Origin of the sequence: Komagataeibacter medellinensis NBRC 3288, assembly GCF_000182745.2 — a bacterium.
In the GTDB taxonomy this organism is placed as follows: Bacteria; Pseudomonadota; Alphaproteobacteria; order Acetobacterales; family Acetobacteraceae; genus Komagataeibacter; species Komagataeibacter medellinensis.
The window spans coordinates 2,685,133-2,699,621 of the sequence record NC_016027.1 but is presented as its reverse complement, the minus strand read 5'-3'; the positions used below and the strand labels follow the sequence as shown (position 1 = coordinate 2,699,621).

Genomic DNA, 14,489 nt, shown 5'->3' with positions numbered 1-14,489 from the left:
GGGCGGCCACGGTGGCACCCGGCAGGGGCCTGTGGCCCCACCTACCTGCCGGTCCCATACTCGAACTGCAGCAGGACAGCACATGGCGGGCAGCGTCAACAAGGTCATTCTGGTCGGCAACCTGGGCAAGGACCCCGAAGTCCGCACCAGCCAGAGCGGGGCGAAGATCGTCTCGCTGACATTGGCCACAAGCGACACATGGAATGACCGCGCATCGGGCGAGCGGCGCGAACGGACGGAATGGCACCGCGTCGTCATCTTCAACGAACGCCTGGGCGACGTGGCGGAGCGCTTCCTGCGCAAGGGCCGCAAGGTCTACCTTGAAGGTTCGCTCCAGACCCGCAAATGGACCGACCAGAGCGGGCAGGACCGCTACACGACCGAGGTCGTGGTGGACCGCTTCCGTGGTGAACTGGTGCTTCTGGACAGCAACCGTGGCGGTGATGGCGGCGGAGACGATACAGGCGGCGGTTACAGTGGCGGCTATGGCGGCGGCAGTGGCAGTGGCAGTAGCGGCGGCGGATACAGCGCACCCGCGCGCCAGCAGCCCCAGCGCAACGACCGCCCGGCAGGCGGCGGGGGCGGCGGCACGGGGGGCGGCTGGGACGCTCCTTCCGGCGGGAGTGACCTGGACGACGAAATTCCGTTCTGAACCCCTTAACACCCCCGCGCGGCGCTTCGCGCCGGGGGGCAAGACATGCTATTGTACAGGCACGGACATGGTGCCGCCCGCGCCGTGCCTGCCTGCCTTTTACGTCCTGCCCATGCGCCAGTGCGGCCATGGGCGGGATAACCCTGACATGACGGAACTGCCTTGACCGAGATACCCGACGATCCCCTGCCCCCGTCCGACATGATGCCGGTCACGATCGAGGAGGAAATGCGCTCCTCCTACCTCGCTTACGCGATGTCCGTCATTGTCAGCCGCGCCCTGCCGGACGTGCGCGACGGGCTGAAGCCGGTGCATCGCCGCATCCTGTATTCCATGCGCGAAAGCGGGTTCACCCACGACAAACCCTACCGCAAGTCGGCCCGCGCGGTCGGTGACGTGATGGGTAAATATCACCCGCATGGCGACTCTTCCATCTACGACGCCATGGTACGCATGGCGCAGTCATGGTCGATGCGGGTGAAGCTGATCGACGGGCAGGGCAATTTCGGGTCGGTGGACGGGGATTCGCCCGCCGCCATGCGTTATACCGAAGCACGCCTGGCCAAGGCCGCGTCCTTCCTGCTTGATGACATCGACCGTGACACTGTCGATTTCCAGCCCAACTATGATGAAAGCGAGCAGGAACCGAAAATCCTGCCCGCCGCCTTCCCCAACCTGCTGGTCAATGGCGCATCCGGCATCGCGGTGGGCATGGCGACGAACATTCCGCCCCACAACCCCGGCGAGATCATTGACGCGACCCTGGCCATGATCGAACGGCCGGACATGACACTTGATGACCTGCTGGAATACGTGCCGGGGCCTGACTTTCCCACCGGCGGCACCATTCTGGGCCGCGCGGGCATCCGTAGCGCGTTCGAGACCGGTCGCGGATCGGTCATCATCCGCGCCAAGGCCGAGATCGAGGAAATCCGCAAGGACCGCAAGGCGATCATCGTGACCGAGATCCCCTACCAGGTAAACAAGGCCACGCTACAGGAGCGCATTGCCGACCTGGTGCGCACCAAGCAGGTCGAGGGCATTTCTGACATCCGCGACGAGAGCGACCGCTCGGGCATGCGCATCGTCGTTGAAATCAAGCGTGAGGCGACGCCGGAGGTGGTGCTCAACCAGCTCTACCGCTTCACGCAGCTCCAGACCTCGTTTGGCGTGAACATGCTGGCCCTTGATGCAGGCAGGCCGCGCCTGATGGGCCTGAAGGACGTGCTGGAAGCGTTCATCCGCTTCCGCGAGGACGTGATCCTGCGCCGCGCGCGCTTTGACCTCAACAAGGCCCGTGACCGCGCCCACCTGCTGGTTGGTCTTGTCATTGCGGTAGCCAACATTGATGCCGTGATCGCGCTGATCCGCGCCGCCCCCGACACCACGAGCGCGCGCGCGGCGCTGATGGCGCGCGGGTGGGATGCAGCCGATGTGGCGCCTCTGCTGGAACTGATCCATGACGATGGCAATGTCATCGTTGAGGGCAAGGTCCACCTGACCGAAGCGCAGGCGCGCGGCATCCTGGAGCTGCGCCTGCAGCGCCTGACAGGGCTGGAGCGTGACAAGATCCAGCAGGAACTCTCCGAAGTGGCGGTCAAGATCAACGACCTGCTGGAGATCATCGCCAGCCGCCCGCGCCGGCTGGAAGTCATGCGCAACGAACTGGTCGCCATCCGCGCGGAGATTGCCACCCCGCGCGCGACCGACATTGCCGATTACGCCGGCGACCAGACCGATGAAAGCCTGATCGAGCCGGGGCAGATGGTGGTCACCATCACGCGCGAAGGCTTCATCAAGCGCACACCGCTCGATGTGTTCCGCGCGCAGAACCGTGGCGGGCGCGGTCGCACGGCAGCAGGCAGGCGGGGGGATGACATCATCGTCCGCTCGTTCAATGCACATACGCACCAGTGGGTGCTGTTCTTCTCCTCGGGCGGAAAGGCGTATCGGGAAAAGGTCTGGCGCCTGCCCGAAGCCAGCCCCACCGCCAAGGGCCGCGCGCTGGTCAACCTGCTGCCCGACCTTGGCAGCGACACGATCACCGCGGTCCTACCCCTGCCGCAGGATGAGGAACTGTGGGAAAACCTGCACCTTGTCTTTGCCACCGCATCGGGCAGCGTGCGGCGTAACCGGTTGAGCGATTTCCGCAATATCCGCTCGTCGGGCCTGATCGCCATGAAGCTGGAAGACGAGGACCGCCTGATCGGCGTCGCCACCTGCCGCGAGGGTCAGGACGTGTTCCTTGCCACCCGTAACGCGCGCTGCATCCGCTTCCAGATCACCGATGACACGCTGCGCGTGTTTGCCGGTCGCGGCAGTTCGGGCGTACGCGGCATCAGGCTGGCCGAAGGCGACAGCGTGAACAGCCTGTGCGTGCTCAACCATGTCGAGGCCACGGTGGAAGAACGCGCCGCCTACCTGCGCATGGCCAATGCTCGCCGCCGGGCCGAGGCCGCCATGGAAGGCGAGGAAGCAGAAGACGCCATGGTACCGGATGAAGGCGAAGCCACGGGCGACCTGCCGCTTACCCCCGAACGCTTTGCCGAACTGGAAGCGACCGAGGAAGTGTTGCTGATCGTCAGCAATGCAGGCTTTGGCCGCCGTTCTTCCGCCTATGACTACCGTGTAAGCGGGCGTGGCGGGCAAGGCATCAACAACATGACCTTCTCCACCAACAAGCGCGGCAACGCGGTGGTGGCGACCCTGCCGGTGCTGGACGGCACCGATGTCATGCTGGTGACCGATGCGGGCCGCCTGATCCGCCTACCCATCAACCAGGTGCGCATCATGTCGCGCCAGGCCAGTGGCGTCACCCTGTTCCGCCTGAACGACACGGAAGAAGTTACCAGTGTTTTCCCGGTGATGGATGACGGGGAGGACGGGGAGGAAGAAGGCGTTTCCCCCGCAACTGACGCACCGACCGACGGCGCGGGGCAGGATGACTGAGGCCGCCACCATGCGCACGGGGTTCTATCCCGGCACGTTCGATCCCGTGACCAGTGGCCACATGGACATCATCGAACGTGCCGCCGCGTTGGTGGACCGTCTGGTGATCGGGGTTGCGGAAAACCGGGACAAGCACCCCCTCCTTCCGCTGGAGGAACGGATCCTGTGCCTGCGCACCGATATCGAACCGCTCAATATCGGGCGCGCCACCCCCATTACCGTGGTCGGCTTTACCGGACTGGTGGTGCATGCGGCCCGTACGCATGGGGCGCATGCAATCATTCGCGGGCTGCGGGCGGTTGCGGATTTCGAGTATGAGAACCAGATGTTCGGTATGAACCAGCACATGGCACCGGACATTGATGCGCTCTTCCTTATGGCACGGGAAGGACACCAGTACGTCTCTTCCCGGCTGGTGAAGGAGATCGCGCGGCTGGATGGGGACATTTCCGGTTTTGTCCCACCCTTTACCCGCAGGCATATCCTCGCGCGCCTGCGCGGCTGATCAGGGCGGGCGCCATCTGGCCCCGTCCTTCTACACCCCAATTTACGAAACGGATCACGATGTCTGCTACAGAAAACAAGTCCGACCTGATCAACGTCGATCTCAAGACCGGGCGGGTGGTGATCCGCCTGCGTCCCGATATTGCGCCGCTGGCGGCCGAACGCATCCGCACGCTGGCGGCGGAAGGCTTTTATGACAACACGCCCTTCCACCGCGTGATCCATGGCTTCATGGCACAGGGCGGCGACCCGACGGGCACCGGCACATCGGGCAGCAAGCTGCCGGACCTGAAGGCCGAGTTCACCCGTAACGCCAAGTTCGAGCGTGGCACGGTGGGCATGGCGCGCACCATGAACCCGGACAGCGCGAACAGCCAGTTCTTCATCATGTTCGAGCCCTCCCCCCACCTCGATGGCCAGTACACCATCGTAGGCCAGGTGATCGAGGGCATGGACCATATCGACCAGATCAAGCGCGGCGCAGGCCAGAGCGGCATGGTGCAGGACCCCGACCGCATCATCAAGATGCGCCCGGCAGACGCCGAAGCCTGATGGCATACCGGCCGGATGGCGTGCCATCCGGCCAACAGGACACCTTGCGGGCAGCCACCTGCCTTACAGACGCGCCGCCCGTCCCTGCCGCCTGTTACAGTCAGACGGCCCCAATAAGGGTTCGGCACCGGTTGACACTCCCGCCCCGTATGTTTAGAGACCTGCCCAAGGCGCCATGCCGCAGGGTTCTACCCCGCAGGTCGGCCCTTCATACAGATAATGTGAGCCGGTAGCTCAGTCGGTAGAGCATTCGACTTTTAATCGAATGGTCGTGGGTTCGAATCCCACCCGGCTCACCATTTTATCTTCTGCTCCCCCACCATACCTGCCTGTCCCTGTACCAAGCGGGATGACCGCCGCCCTTCACAGCGCGGGCGCGCCTATTCGCACGCCCTATGGCGAACTTTCCGTCGCGTCTCCCTTTATACATGCTCCTGTAAATATCCTGATCTTTCCCCCTGTCAGGCAGGGCTGAAGAAGGGGTGTACGGATCCAGATGGCAGGCCATCCGGGGAAAACAGGTGCGTTCGTATACCCTTGGATATTCGCTATAATAATTATGTTATTGGATTTATATTTTTTTTATAATTTTATGTCTTGATGACAGGGAGTTTTTTGCAATAGATAACAATATGCCGTGCGGTCACAGAATAATCGCACATCTGGCCCCTATTCAAACCCGCTGTCGTTTACAATAGATGGCGGCCCCACCCCCCTGCGGGGCGGGTCATATAATGTCTGTGAGAAGCCATGAGCCTGCACCCCGTCCTGACTGCCGTGACCGAACGGGTCATTACCCGTTCGGCGCGTAGTCGTAAGATCTATCTGGACCTGATTGCCCGCGAGCGTGAAAACGGCATCAGCCGCCCCCGGCTGGCCTGCGGCAACCTTGCCCACGCCATCGCGGCATCGGAGGGGGACAAGGCGGGCCTACGCGCGGCATCCGGCATGAATGTGGGCATCATCACGTCGTATAACGACATGCTTTCCGCCCATCAGCCCTATGGCCGCTATCCCGACCAGATCAAGCTGTTCGCACGCGAAGTGGGTGGCACGGCCCAGGTGGCTGGCGCAACACCCGCCATGTGCGATGGCGTGACCCAGGGCCAGCCGGGCATGGAAATCTCGCTGTTCAGCCGCGACGTGATCGCACTCTCCACGGCGGTAGGGCTGAGCCATGGCATGTACGAAGGTGTCGCCATGCTGGGCATCTGCGACAAGATCGTGCCCGGCCTGCTGATCGGTGCGCTGCGCTTTGGCCACCTGCCGACCATCCTCATCCCGTCCGGCCCCATGCCCTCGGGCCTGCCCAACAGTGAGAAGCAGCGCATCCGCCAGCTCTATGCCGAAGGCAAGGTAGGCAAGGACAGGCTGATGGATGCAGAATCCGAATCCTACCACGCCGCCGGTACCTGCACCTTCTACGGCACGGCCAACACCAACCAGATGCTGATGGAAGTGATGGGGCTGCACCTGCCCGGCTCCTCCTTCGTGCCACCTAATACAAGGCTGCGGCAGGAACTGACGCGCGCGGCCATCCATCGCCTGAGTGAAATCGGTGCACGTGGCGAGGACTATCGCCCGCTGGGCCTGTGCGTGGATGAACGTGCGATCGTCAATGCCGCCGTCGGCCTGCTGGCCACGGGCGGGTCCACCAACCTTGCCATCCACCTGCCCGCCATGGCGCGGGCGGCGGGGATCGTGATCGACTGGAATGACCTCGACCAGCTTTCCGCCATCGTGCCGCAACTCACACGCGTCTATCCCAACGGGTCGGAAGACGTGAACGCCTTCCATAACGTGGGTGGCATGCCCAGCCTGATCGGCTCGCTGCTCGATGCCGGGCTGCTGCACCCCGATATCCTGACCGTGGCCCGTGGCGGCTTTGCCGAATACCGCAAGAAACCCGACCTGCGCGATGACGCATTGGTATGGGAAGAGGCTGGCCCTTCCACCAACGACAGCATCCTGCGCGCGCCCGCCAACCCCTTCCGCGCCGATGGCGGCATGAAGGTGATGGAGGGCAATCTGGGGCGCGGCATCTACAAGACCAGTTCCGTCGCCCCCGAACGCTGGACGATCGAGGCTCCGGCAGCCGTATTCGACCACCAGGAAGACGTGCTGCGCGCCTTCCGTGATGGCAAGCTGGATCGTGATGTGGTCGTCGTGGTGCGCTTTCAGGGCCCCGCCGCCAACGGCATGCCTGAACTGCACAAGCTCACGCCCACACTCGCCGTATTGCAGGATCGGGGGCACAAGGTGGCACTGGTGACCGATGGCCGCATGTCGGGCGCGTCGGGCAAGGTGCCCGCCGCCATCCATATCGGCCCCGAAGCCTATATGGGCGGCCCGCTGTCGCTGCTGCGCGATGGGGACGTAGTGCGCGTATGCGCCCAGACCGGGCGGATCGAGGCAATGGTGCCACAGGCCACGCTGGCGGATCGTACCCCTGCCCGGCCGCCCGCACCCCAGTCCGGCACAGGGCGGGAACTGTTCGCGCTGATGCGCGGCGGCGTGGACACGCCCGAACGCGGGGCATCCGCCATCCTTGCCTCCATGGACCATATGGCGGCACAAGAAGACGCATGATTACGGCCACCCGGCCACCCTACAGGCACACAAAACAGGGAGCCAGCCATGGCCCAGATTGAAGACATCATGACGATTGCCCCGGTTATCCCGGTGCTGATCATCAACGACCCCGCCCATGCCCGCCCCGTGGCCGAGGCCCTTGTGGCCGGTGGCCTGCGCGCGCTGGAAGTCACGCTGCGCACGCCGTGCGCGCTGGAAGTGATTGCCGAGATGGCAAAGGTAGATGGTGCTGTTGTGGGCGCTGGCACCGTGCTGAACGGCGATGACCTGAAGCGTTCGGTTGATGCCGGTGCGCGCTTTATCGTAAGCCCCGGCCTGACCGCCAATGTGGCCAATGCCGCGCGCGCAGCCAGCGTGCCGCTGCTGCCCGGCACCGCCAATGCCAGCGACATCATGCGCGGTCTGGACCTGGGGCTGACGCATTTCAAGTTCTTCCCCGCAACGGCGGCGGGTGGCATTCCCGCGCTCAAGGCACTGTCCGCCCCGTTTGGCCAGGCGCGCTTCTGCCCCACCGGCGGCATCAAGGCAGAAACGGCAGCAGAGTGGCTGGCGCTGCCGTCCGTGCTGTGCGTGGGAGGGTCGTGGCTGGTGCCCGCTGGCACGCCCGATGTGACGGCCATTACCGCACGCGCCCGGCAGGCGACAACGCTTGCCGCCTGACAGGCTAAAAATAAGGAAAAAGTTTCTGATGAAGCTTTTTCAAAAAGCTTCAGGGAGTGCCGCCTTTTTAAATAAAGGGGGCACCCAAAACTTTAATCATCCATCAATACGCTATGCACCGACCCGCCTGAACGTCAGGTTGTAACGACAGGGGCCTGTAACCGGGTGCTCACCCGCGCGCAACGGGGCGATAGCGTGAAATACAAGCCGCGACGGGCCGCCCCACACCACAACATCCCCATGCAGGAGCGGTATGCGCCGGCATGCATCCGTGCGCTTCAGGCCGCCCCATAAAAAAAGTGCAGGCAGCCCGAAAGAGAGCGAGACCACTGGTGCGTCCAGCCGTTCATCACGGTCCTGATGCAGGCCCATGCGCGCACCGGGGCGGTAGCCATTGATCAGGCAGACATCGGGCACGAACCCCGTATATCCCGCACGCTCCGCTGCCCCGCAGGCAAGCTCGCGCCATGCATCGGGCAGGGGCGGCCAGGGCCGGTCCGTGCGCGGGTCGCGCGCCACGTAACGGTAGCCTTGCGTGTCGCTGCACCACCCAGCGGCCCCGCAGCCTGTCATGGCGACCGACATTACGCCGCCGCCAGGCGTTGGCATACGGCGAAAGGGGGCGGCACGGGCAATGCCCCTTATACCCGCAATCATCTCCGCAGCATGAGTCACAGCCAGTCCCCGCATTACGCAGGCCCCCGTATCCAGCCATTCGGGCACATGGCTGCCACATTGCGGCGGGTCCAGTGCAAATTCCTGCTGTGCCATGTCCAACCCCATAAAAAAGGGCATCCGTAGCGGATGCCCTTTTCAGTATTCCTTCAACCCGGTCGATCAGAAACTGTTGTCATCACCCGAATCAAAACCGCCGCCGTCAAACCCGCCCGAATCACCGCCACCGGCGTCAAACCCGGAATCCGCACTGGTGCCACCACCCGCGAACGGATCGGCCCCGCCGGTGCCGGCCGTGCTGTCACCATAGTTGTTATTGATAATGGTCTCGCCCGTGCCGCCCTGCGGCATGCCACTGGCAAAGCCACCCTCGTCATGATGGCCGCTGAACAGGCCGGTCAACGCGTTGCCCATCATCATGCCACCGGCCACACCGGCCGCCGTGGTCAGCGCGGAACCGAGGAAGCCCGAACCACCCGAGCGGAACATCCCCGGCTGCATGCCCGGCGGGTAGACCGGCTGCGGCGGCGGGCTTGAGGGGGCGGCTCCCCCACCCCAACCCGGCGGTGGTGCCGCCTGCGCGCGCTGCCCGCCGCCGAACATGCCGCTGAAGAAACCGCCGCCAGTGCTGGGCTGCGGCTGGGGAGGAGCGGCCTGCTGTTGCTGGAGTTGCTGCTGCGCCTGCTGGAGCTGCCACTGGAGCTGGCGAATCCGGTTCTGTGCCTCGGCCAGTGCCGCTTCCTGCACCACGGCCATCTGGGTTACACGGTAGCGCGCTTCGGGATATTTCTGGAACATCTGCCCGATATACTGATCGGCCTGCGGGTCGATCGGCGGGAGGGAAGATGCCGTCTGCGGCACGCTCCCTGTGGTAACACCACCCACACGGGCAAAAAACTGTGTGATCAGATCACGTTCCTGGTCATTCATGCTGTCTGTCCTGCCTTGGGGTGGGGATAGCGTCTCCCCATCCGATGTGGCGCGTCGGAGCGCATTGTGCAAGACCCGACACCCGCCATGCGGGACGGATGCAGGCCGGTTGCATGCCCTCCCTTCCGGTCGGGGCGGCATAACGGTATGCTGCCGCGCGATTTTGCGCCAGATGGCGCATACTCCTGTCCCTGTTTAGCGGAGCATCCTGTTCATGGACCCGGCCCCCGTGCCCCGATCACCCACCACCCCGCGCCCGCTGTCGTTTCAGGGTCTGATCCTGAAGCTGCACCAGTTCTGGTCCGATCAGGGCTGCGCCATTCTCCAGCCCTACGACACGGAAGTCGGCGCGGGCACGCTCTCACCACACACCACGCTGCGCGCACTGGGAAAAAAACCGTGGAAGGCCGCCTACGTGCAGCCCTGCCGCCGCCCGTCCGATGGCCGTTACGGTGAAAACCCGAATCGGCTGCAGCATTACTACCAGTATCAGGTGCTGCTCAAACCCACGCCGGAAGACAGCCAGAAACTGCTACTCGACAGCTACCGCGCCATTGGCATCGACCCGCTGGAACACGACATCCGTTTTGTGGAAGATGACTGGGAAAACCCCACCATCGGCGCCTGGGGCCTGGGGTGGGAAGTCTGGTGCGACGGAATGGAGGTGACGCAGTTCACCTATTTCCAGCAGGTTGGCGGCATTCCCACCGTCATGCCTTCGACCGAACTAACCTACGGGCTGGAACGCCTCGCGATGTACGTGCAGGGGATCGAGAATGTCTATGACCTCGATTTCAACGGACAGGGCCTCAAATATGGCGACGTGTTCCTGCGCGCGGAGCAGGACTACTCCCGCCACAACTTTGAAGTAGCCGATGTGGACATGCTGCACCGTCACTTCATTGATGCCGAGCGCGAATCCACCGCCCTTGCCGAAGCCGGGCTGGCGCAGCCCGCCTATGACCAGTGCCTCAAGGCCAGCCACCTGTTCAACCTGCTTGATGCGCGCGGCGTGATCAGCGTAAGCGAGCGCGCTTCCTATATCGGTCGTGTGCGCACGCTAGCCAAACGCTGCTGTGAAACATGGCTGGCGGGCGAGGAATAAGAGACCATGCCCGAACTTCTGATCGAACTCTTCTCCGAGGAAATCCCCGCCCGCATGCAGGCACGCGCGGCGGCGGACCTTGAACGCCTTGTGTGCGAGGCACTGGCCCCGCTCAACCCGCAGGGCGCCACGTCCTATGCCGGCCCGCGCCGCATTGCGCTGTCCCTGACAGTGGATGCAACGGTGCCCGGCGGCACGGTAGATGAACGCGGCCCGCGTGAAAGCGCGCCGGAAAAGGCGCTGGCCGGCTTCATGCGCAAGCATGGCGTGGAACGTGACGCACTGGTGCTTGAAAACGGCTTCTGGGTACTGCACCGCACGATCCCGCCCGTTGCCGCGGCACGGCAGGTTGCCGATGTGCTGCCCGGCCTGCTGCGTCGCTTCCCATGGCCCAAATCCATGCGTTGGGGTGTTAGCAGCGCCTTTACATGGGTGCGCCCGCTGCGCCGGATCGTGTGCCTGCTTGATGGTCAGGTCGTGGACTTCACGCTGGCGGAAGGCGAAGATAACGGCCATGGCCTGAAGGCGGATAACCTGACCGAAGGCCACCGCTTTACCGCGCCCGGTGCCTTTGCCGTTGCCAGCACGAAGGAATGGCTGAACGGCCTGCGCGCCCGCCAGGTGGAACCCGATGCAAGCGTGCGCCGCACCACCATTGCCGAAGGTGTTGCCCGCCTTGCGCGTGAGGAAGGGCTGAACGTGGTGGCCGATCCCGGTCTGATTGATGAAGTGGCGGGCCTGACTGAATGGCCGGTACCCTTCCTTGGCCAGATCGATGATGCGTTCATGACCCTGCCACCCGAGGTGATGCAGGTCTCCATGCGCGTGAACCAGCGCTACTTCGCGCTGCGCAACAGCGATGGCTCGGCCGCGCCGCGCTTTGCGTTTGTCGCCAACCTGCTGCCCAGCGATGGCGGGGCGCTGACCATTGCGGGCAACGAGCGCGTGCTGCGCGCGCGTTTTGCCGATGCCCGCCATTTCTGGGATCTGGACCGTGCGCGCACGCTGGCAAGCCGGGTACCCGACCTTGACCGGATTGTCTTCCATGCATCCCTTGGCAGCCAGGGCGAGCGTGTAAAACGCATCACCCGCCTTGCAGGCGTGCTGGCAGGCATGACCGGGGCCGATGTGGCGCAGGCCGAACGCGCGGCCCTGTTGTGCAAGGCCGACCTGACCACCGGCATGGTTGGCGAGTTTCCCGAATTGCAGGGCATCATGGGGGCTTATTACGCCCGTCATGACGGGGAACCCGATGCCGTGGCCAATGCCATTGGCGCGCATTACATGCCACGCGGCCCTCAGGATGACGTGCCCACCGCCCCGGTTGCGGTGGCCGTGGCGCTAGCCGACAAAATCGACATGCTGGTCGCCTTCTTCGCGGTGGGTGAAAAGCCCGGTGGCTCAGGCGATCCTTATGCCCTGCGGCGCGCGGCGCTGGGCGTGATCCGCATCATCCGTGAAAACGGGCTGCGGCTGGACCTGGCCAAGGTGTTGTGGGAAGCGGCACAGGGCCTGCCCGAAGCCCTGCGTCTTGCACCCGACCTTGATGTGCTGCCCGAGTTCATAGCTGACCGCCTGCGCGTACAGTTGCGCAGCGAAGGTGCGCGGCATGACATTCTGGCCGCTGTATCGGTTGGCAATACCGATACCGACATCGTGCGCCTGCTGGCACGTGCCACCGCCATAGCCGACATGCTGGCCACCGATGACGGGCGCAACATGCTGGCGGCGACCAAGCGCGCGGCCAACATCCTGCGTATCGAAGACCGCAAGGACGGCCCGCATGAAGGCACGCCCAACCCCGCGCTGTACACCCAGACAGAGGAAAAGGTTCTGGCCGAGGCCCTGCAGAAGGCCATCCCCGCCGTGGAACAGGCCACAGCACAGGAACGCTATGCCGACGCCATGCGTGATGTTGCCAGCCTGCGCCCCGTGCTGGATCGCTTTTTTGAAGTGGTCACAGTCAACGATCCCGACCCGGCAGTCCGCGCCAACCGCCTGCGCCTGCTGTCCGAACTGTGCCGCATGACGGTACTGATCGCGGATTTCAGCCAGATTGAAGGCTAGGAGACTGCCTGCAAAACAAGAGACGTTCCTGGATGCCGCCTTTTTTGCAAAAGGGCGGCATTCTTTTTAAGGTTTCTCAAAAGCTGCCCGGCAAACAGCCCGTAATCATACAAAAGTTTTTGGTGAAGCTTTTTTCAAAAAAGCTTCAGAAGACGTCACCTTTTTGAAAAAAGGCGACACCCAAAAACTTCCTTACGGTTATCCGGTTTTTTCAAGGTCAGGCCAGGTACACCAGTCGCGCGGGCCTATTGCCATGCAGCACGACCACCGCGTTCTGCCGGAACCGCCGCGCCAGCACGATCCCGCGCGCAAGCGGCATTCGGACGGCATAAAGCGGTTCGGACCACCGCCCCAGCCGCCCTTCACCCAGCACATGTGGCAACCCCGCCAGGGCACTGGCCAGCCGCCGCATCATACGCCGGTTCCAGCCATCGGGCCGCCGCCTGCCGCCAGGATTGTACGCGCTGAGCAGGACCACATCACCCTGCGGCACCACGCCCCGCCACGACGGCCGGTGGCCAATGCGCACAACCGGCAGGCCGGGTGCGTGATAGGTGCTGAGGCGGTAGGCACGCGCAACGGCAGGCGTGGGCGGCATAATGGCCGCCATCAGTCCTTTTCCCCCTGTGTGGCCTCGCCAAAGGTGGAATTGCGATGCACCCATGCGGACATGAGCAGCCCGAAACCAAACATGACCATGAGCATGGCTGACCCGCCATAGGAAATAAGCGGCAGCGGCACGCCACCAACCGGGATCGCCCCCATCACCATGGACAGGTTGACCGCGCAGTACAGGAAGAAGTTCATCGAAATGCCCAACCCCAGCAGGCGACCGAACTGGTTGCGGCTGCGCATGGCGATCAGCATGCCGCCAAAGACCAGCAGCAGCAGCATGCCAATGACGGTAATGCCGCCAACATAACCCCATTCCTCGGCAATCATGGTGAAAATGAAATCGGTCTGCTTTTCAGGCAGGAAGTTAAGCTGTCCCTGCGTGCCGTGCAGGTAGCCCTGCCCCCACATACCGCCAGACCCCAGCGCGATCTTGGACTGGATGATATTGTAGCCCGCCCCCAGCGGATCGCTTTCAGGATGCAGGAAAGTAGTGACCCGCGCCTTCTGGTAATCATGCAGGTGGCTGTAGGCAACCTTGGCCAGCATGGGTACCGGCAGGATGAGCAGCGCGATCTGCCACAGCCGCATCCCCGCGCCAAAAAACATGCTTGCCCCCACCGTACCGATGATAACGGCAGTGCCCAGATTGGGCTCCTTGAGCACAAGGGCCACGGGCGCCAGCACCATCAGGGCGGGCGGGACCAGCAGCAACGGGTTGCCCATGTTGCGGTAGCTGATCTTGTGGAACCACGCCGCCAGCATGAGCACCAGCGCAATCTTGGCCAGTTCGGATGGCTGGACCTGCATGCCGCCCAGCATGAGCCATCGCTCCGCCCCCTTGCCCACATGCCCCATGCGCAGCACCGCCACCAGCAGGATAAGCGAGAAGATATAGAGCGGCCACGCCATACGTACCAGGAAGGCCGGGCTCATCAACGCGATCCCCAGCATCATGACCACGCCAAAGCAGAAGCGCAGGGACTGCGGGCCGGCAAACAGGCGCGACGTGCCGCCACCTGCGGAATACAGCGCTATATACCCCACCACTGCCAGCGCGCAGATCAGGATCACATACAGCCAGTTGACCTGCCACAGCTTGGTCAGGATCTGGAAATTGGGTTCGGCGCGCAGCAGGCGCTTCTGGAATTTCATTCCATTCTCCACAACAGGCATGGACATGGCGCGACG

At 63.6% G+C, this 14,489-nt stretch carries 12 protein-coding genes and 1 tRNA gene; 9 read left to right on the top strand and 4 right to left on the bottom strand.

Features of this window, described 5'->3' with window-relative positions; translation table 11 throughout:
- Positions 1–82: 82 nt before the first annotated feature.
- The 7 genes from ssb to eda all read left to right on the top strand — a co-directional run bounded on the left by ssb (position 83) and on the right by eda (position 7,909).
- Positions 83–652 carry a single-stranded DNA-binding protein gene (gene ssb / locus GLX_RS12655; RefSeq protein WP_014106352.1) on the top strand — a complete coding sequence of 190 codons (570 nt, stop codon included), beginning with the start codon at positions 83–85 and terminating at the stop codon, positions 650–652.
- A gap of 162 nt (positions 653–814) precedes the next feature.
- Entirely contained in the window at positions 815–3,601 is a 2,787-nt protein-coding gene (gene gyrA / locus GLX_RS12650; RefSeq protein ID WP_014106351.1) for a DNA gyrase subunit A, read from the top strand.
- The gene (coaD, locus tag GLX_RS12645) at positions 3,594–4,106 is read left to right on the top strand and encodes a pantetheine-phosphate adenylyltransferase (RefSeq protein WP_014106350.1); all 513 of its coding nucleotides are present in this window, start codon (positions 3,594–3,596) and stop codon (positions 4,104–4,106) included. Before gyrA ends, coaD begins: the two co-directional genes overlap by 8 nt.
- A gap of 59 nt (positions 4,107–4,165) precedes the next feature.
- A complete protein-coding gene (locus GLX_RS12640; protein ID WP_014106349.1) occupies positions 4,166–4,657 on the top strand; it encodes a peptidylprolyl isomerase in 492 nt (163 codons plus the stop codon).
- Positions 4,658–4,880: 223 nt separating this feature from the next.
- Positions 4,881–4,956: transfer RNA gene (locus GLX_RS12635), tRNA-Lys, on the top strand.
- 451 nt (positions 4,957–5,407) lie between these two features.
- Positions 5,408–7,246, top strand: coding sequence for a phosphogluconate dehydratase (gene edd / locus GLX_RS12630; RefSeq protein WP_014106348.1), 1,839 nt, complete (start codon positions 5,408–5,410; stop codon positions 7,244–7,246).
- A 48-nt stretch (positions 7,247–7,294) separates the two neighbouring features.
- Positions 7,295–7,909, top strand: coding sequence for a bifunctional 4-hydroxy-2-oxoglutarate aldolase/2-dehydro-3-deoxy-phosphogluconate aldolase (gene eda / locus GLX_RS12625; RefSeq protein ID WP_014106347.1), 615 nt, complete (start codon positions 7,295–7,297; stop codon positions 7,907–7,909).
- A gap of 111 nt (positions 7,910–8,020) precedes the next feature.
- On the opposite strand, the gene alkB is transcribed toward eda, so the two are convergent.
- Both alkB and GLX_RS12615 read right to left on the bottom strand, forming a co-directional pair.
- Entirely contained in the window at positions 8,021–8,680 is a 660-nt protein-coding gene (gene alkB / locus GLX_RS12620; RefSeq protein WP_041247870.1) for a DNA oxidative demethylase AlkB, read from the bottom strand.
- A gap of 66 nt (positions 8,681–8,746) precedes the next feature.
- Positions 8,747–9,514: a DUF2076 domain-containing protein gene (locus tag GLX_RS12615; protein ID WP_041247416.1), complete on the bottom strand. Its 768-nt coding sequence runs from the start codon at positions 9,512–9,514 to the stop codon at positions 8,747–8,749.
- A 214-nt stretch (positions 9,515–9,728) separates the two neighbouring features.
- On the opposite strand from GLX_RS12615, the gene GLX_RS12610 reads away from it, so the two are divergent.
- Both GLX_RS12610 and glyS read left to right on the top strand, forming a co-directional pair.
- Positions 9,729–10,619, top strand: coding sequence for a glycine--tRNA ligase subunit alpha (locus GLX_RS12610; protein ID WP_014106344.1), 891 nt, complete (start codon positions 9,729–9,731; stop codon positions 10,617–10,619).
- 6 nt (positions 10,620–10,625) lie between these two features.
- The gene (gene glyS / locus GLX_RS12605) at positions 10,626–12,686 is read left to right on the top strand and encodes a glycine--tRNA ligase subunit beta (protein WP_014106343.1); all 2,061 of its coding nucleotides are present in this window, start codon (positions 10,626–10,628) and stop codon (positions 12,684–12,686) included.
- A gap of 217 nt (positions 12,687–12,903) precedes the next feature.
- Here the strand turns inward: glyS and GLX_RS12600 are convergent, their stop codons facing one another.
- Both GLX_RS12600 and rodA read right to left on the bottom strand, forming a co-directional pair.
- Complete coding sequence (locus GLX_RS12600) at positions 12,904–13,296, bottom strand: DUF3293 domain-containing protein (protein WP_014106342.1); 393 nt, start codon at positions 13,294–13,296, stop codon at positions 12,904–12,906.
- Positions 13,296–14,453 carry a rod shape-determining protein RodA gene (gene rodA / locus GLX_RS12595; protein ID WP_041247869.1) on the bottom strand — a complete coding sequence of 386 codons (1,158 nt, stop codon included), beginning with the start codon at positions 14,451–14,453 and terminating at the stop codon, positions 13,296–13,298. Before rodA ends, GLX_RS12600 begins: the two co-directional genes overlap by 1 nt.
- Positions 14,454–14,489 lie beyond the last annotated feature (36 nt).

Coding starts and splice junctions, on each gene's coding strand:
- ssb (WP_014106352.1), top strand. CDS start 83: ATGGCGGGCAGCGTCAACAAGGTCATTCTGGTCGGCAACCTGGGCAAG.
- coaD (WP_014106350.1), top strand. CDS start 3,594: ATGACTGAGGCCGCCACCATGCGCACGGGGTTCTATCCCGGCACGTTC.
- GLX_RS12640 (WP_014106349.1), top strand. CDS start 4,166: ATGTCTGCTACAGAAAACAAGTCCGACCTGATCAACGTCGATCTCAAG.
- edd (WP_014106348.1), top strand. CDS start 5,408: ATGAGCCTGCACCCCGTCCTGACTGCCGTGACCGAACGGGTCATTACC.
- eda (WP_014106347.1), top strand. CDS start 7,295: ATGGCCCAGATTGAAGACATCATGACGATTGCCCCGGTTATCCCGGTG.
- alkB (WP_041247870.1), bottom strand. CDS start 8,680: ATGGCACAGCAGGAATTTGCACTGGACCCGCCGCAATGTGGCAGCCAT.
- GLX_RS12615 (WP_041247416.1), bottom strand. CDS start 9,514: ATGAATGACCAGGAACGTGATCTGATCACACAGTTTTTTGCCCGTGTG.
- GLX_RS12610 (WP_014106344.1), top strand. CDS start 9,729: ATGGACCCGGCCCCCGTGCCCCGATCACCCACCACCCCGCGCCCGCTG.
- glyS (WP_014106343.1), top strand. CDS start 10,626: ATGCCCGAACTTCTGATCGAACTCTTCTCCGAGGAAATCCCCGCCCGC.
- GLX_RS12600 (WP_014106342.1), bottom strand. CDS start 13,296: ATGGCGGCCATTATGCCGCCCACGCCTGCCGTTGCGCGTGCCTACCGC.
- rodA (WP_041247869.1), bottom strand. CDS start 14,453: ATGAAATTCCAGAAGCGCCTGCTGCGCGCCGAACCCAATTTCCAGATC.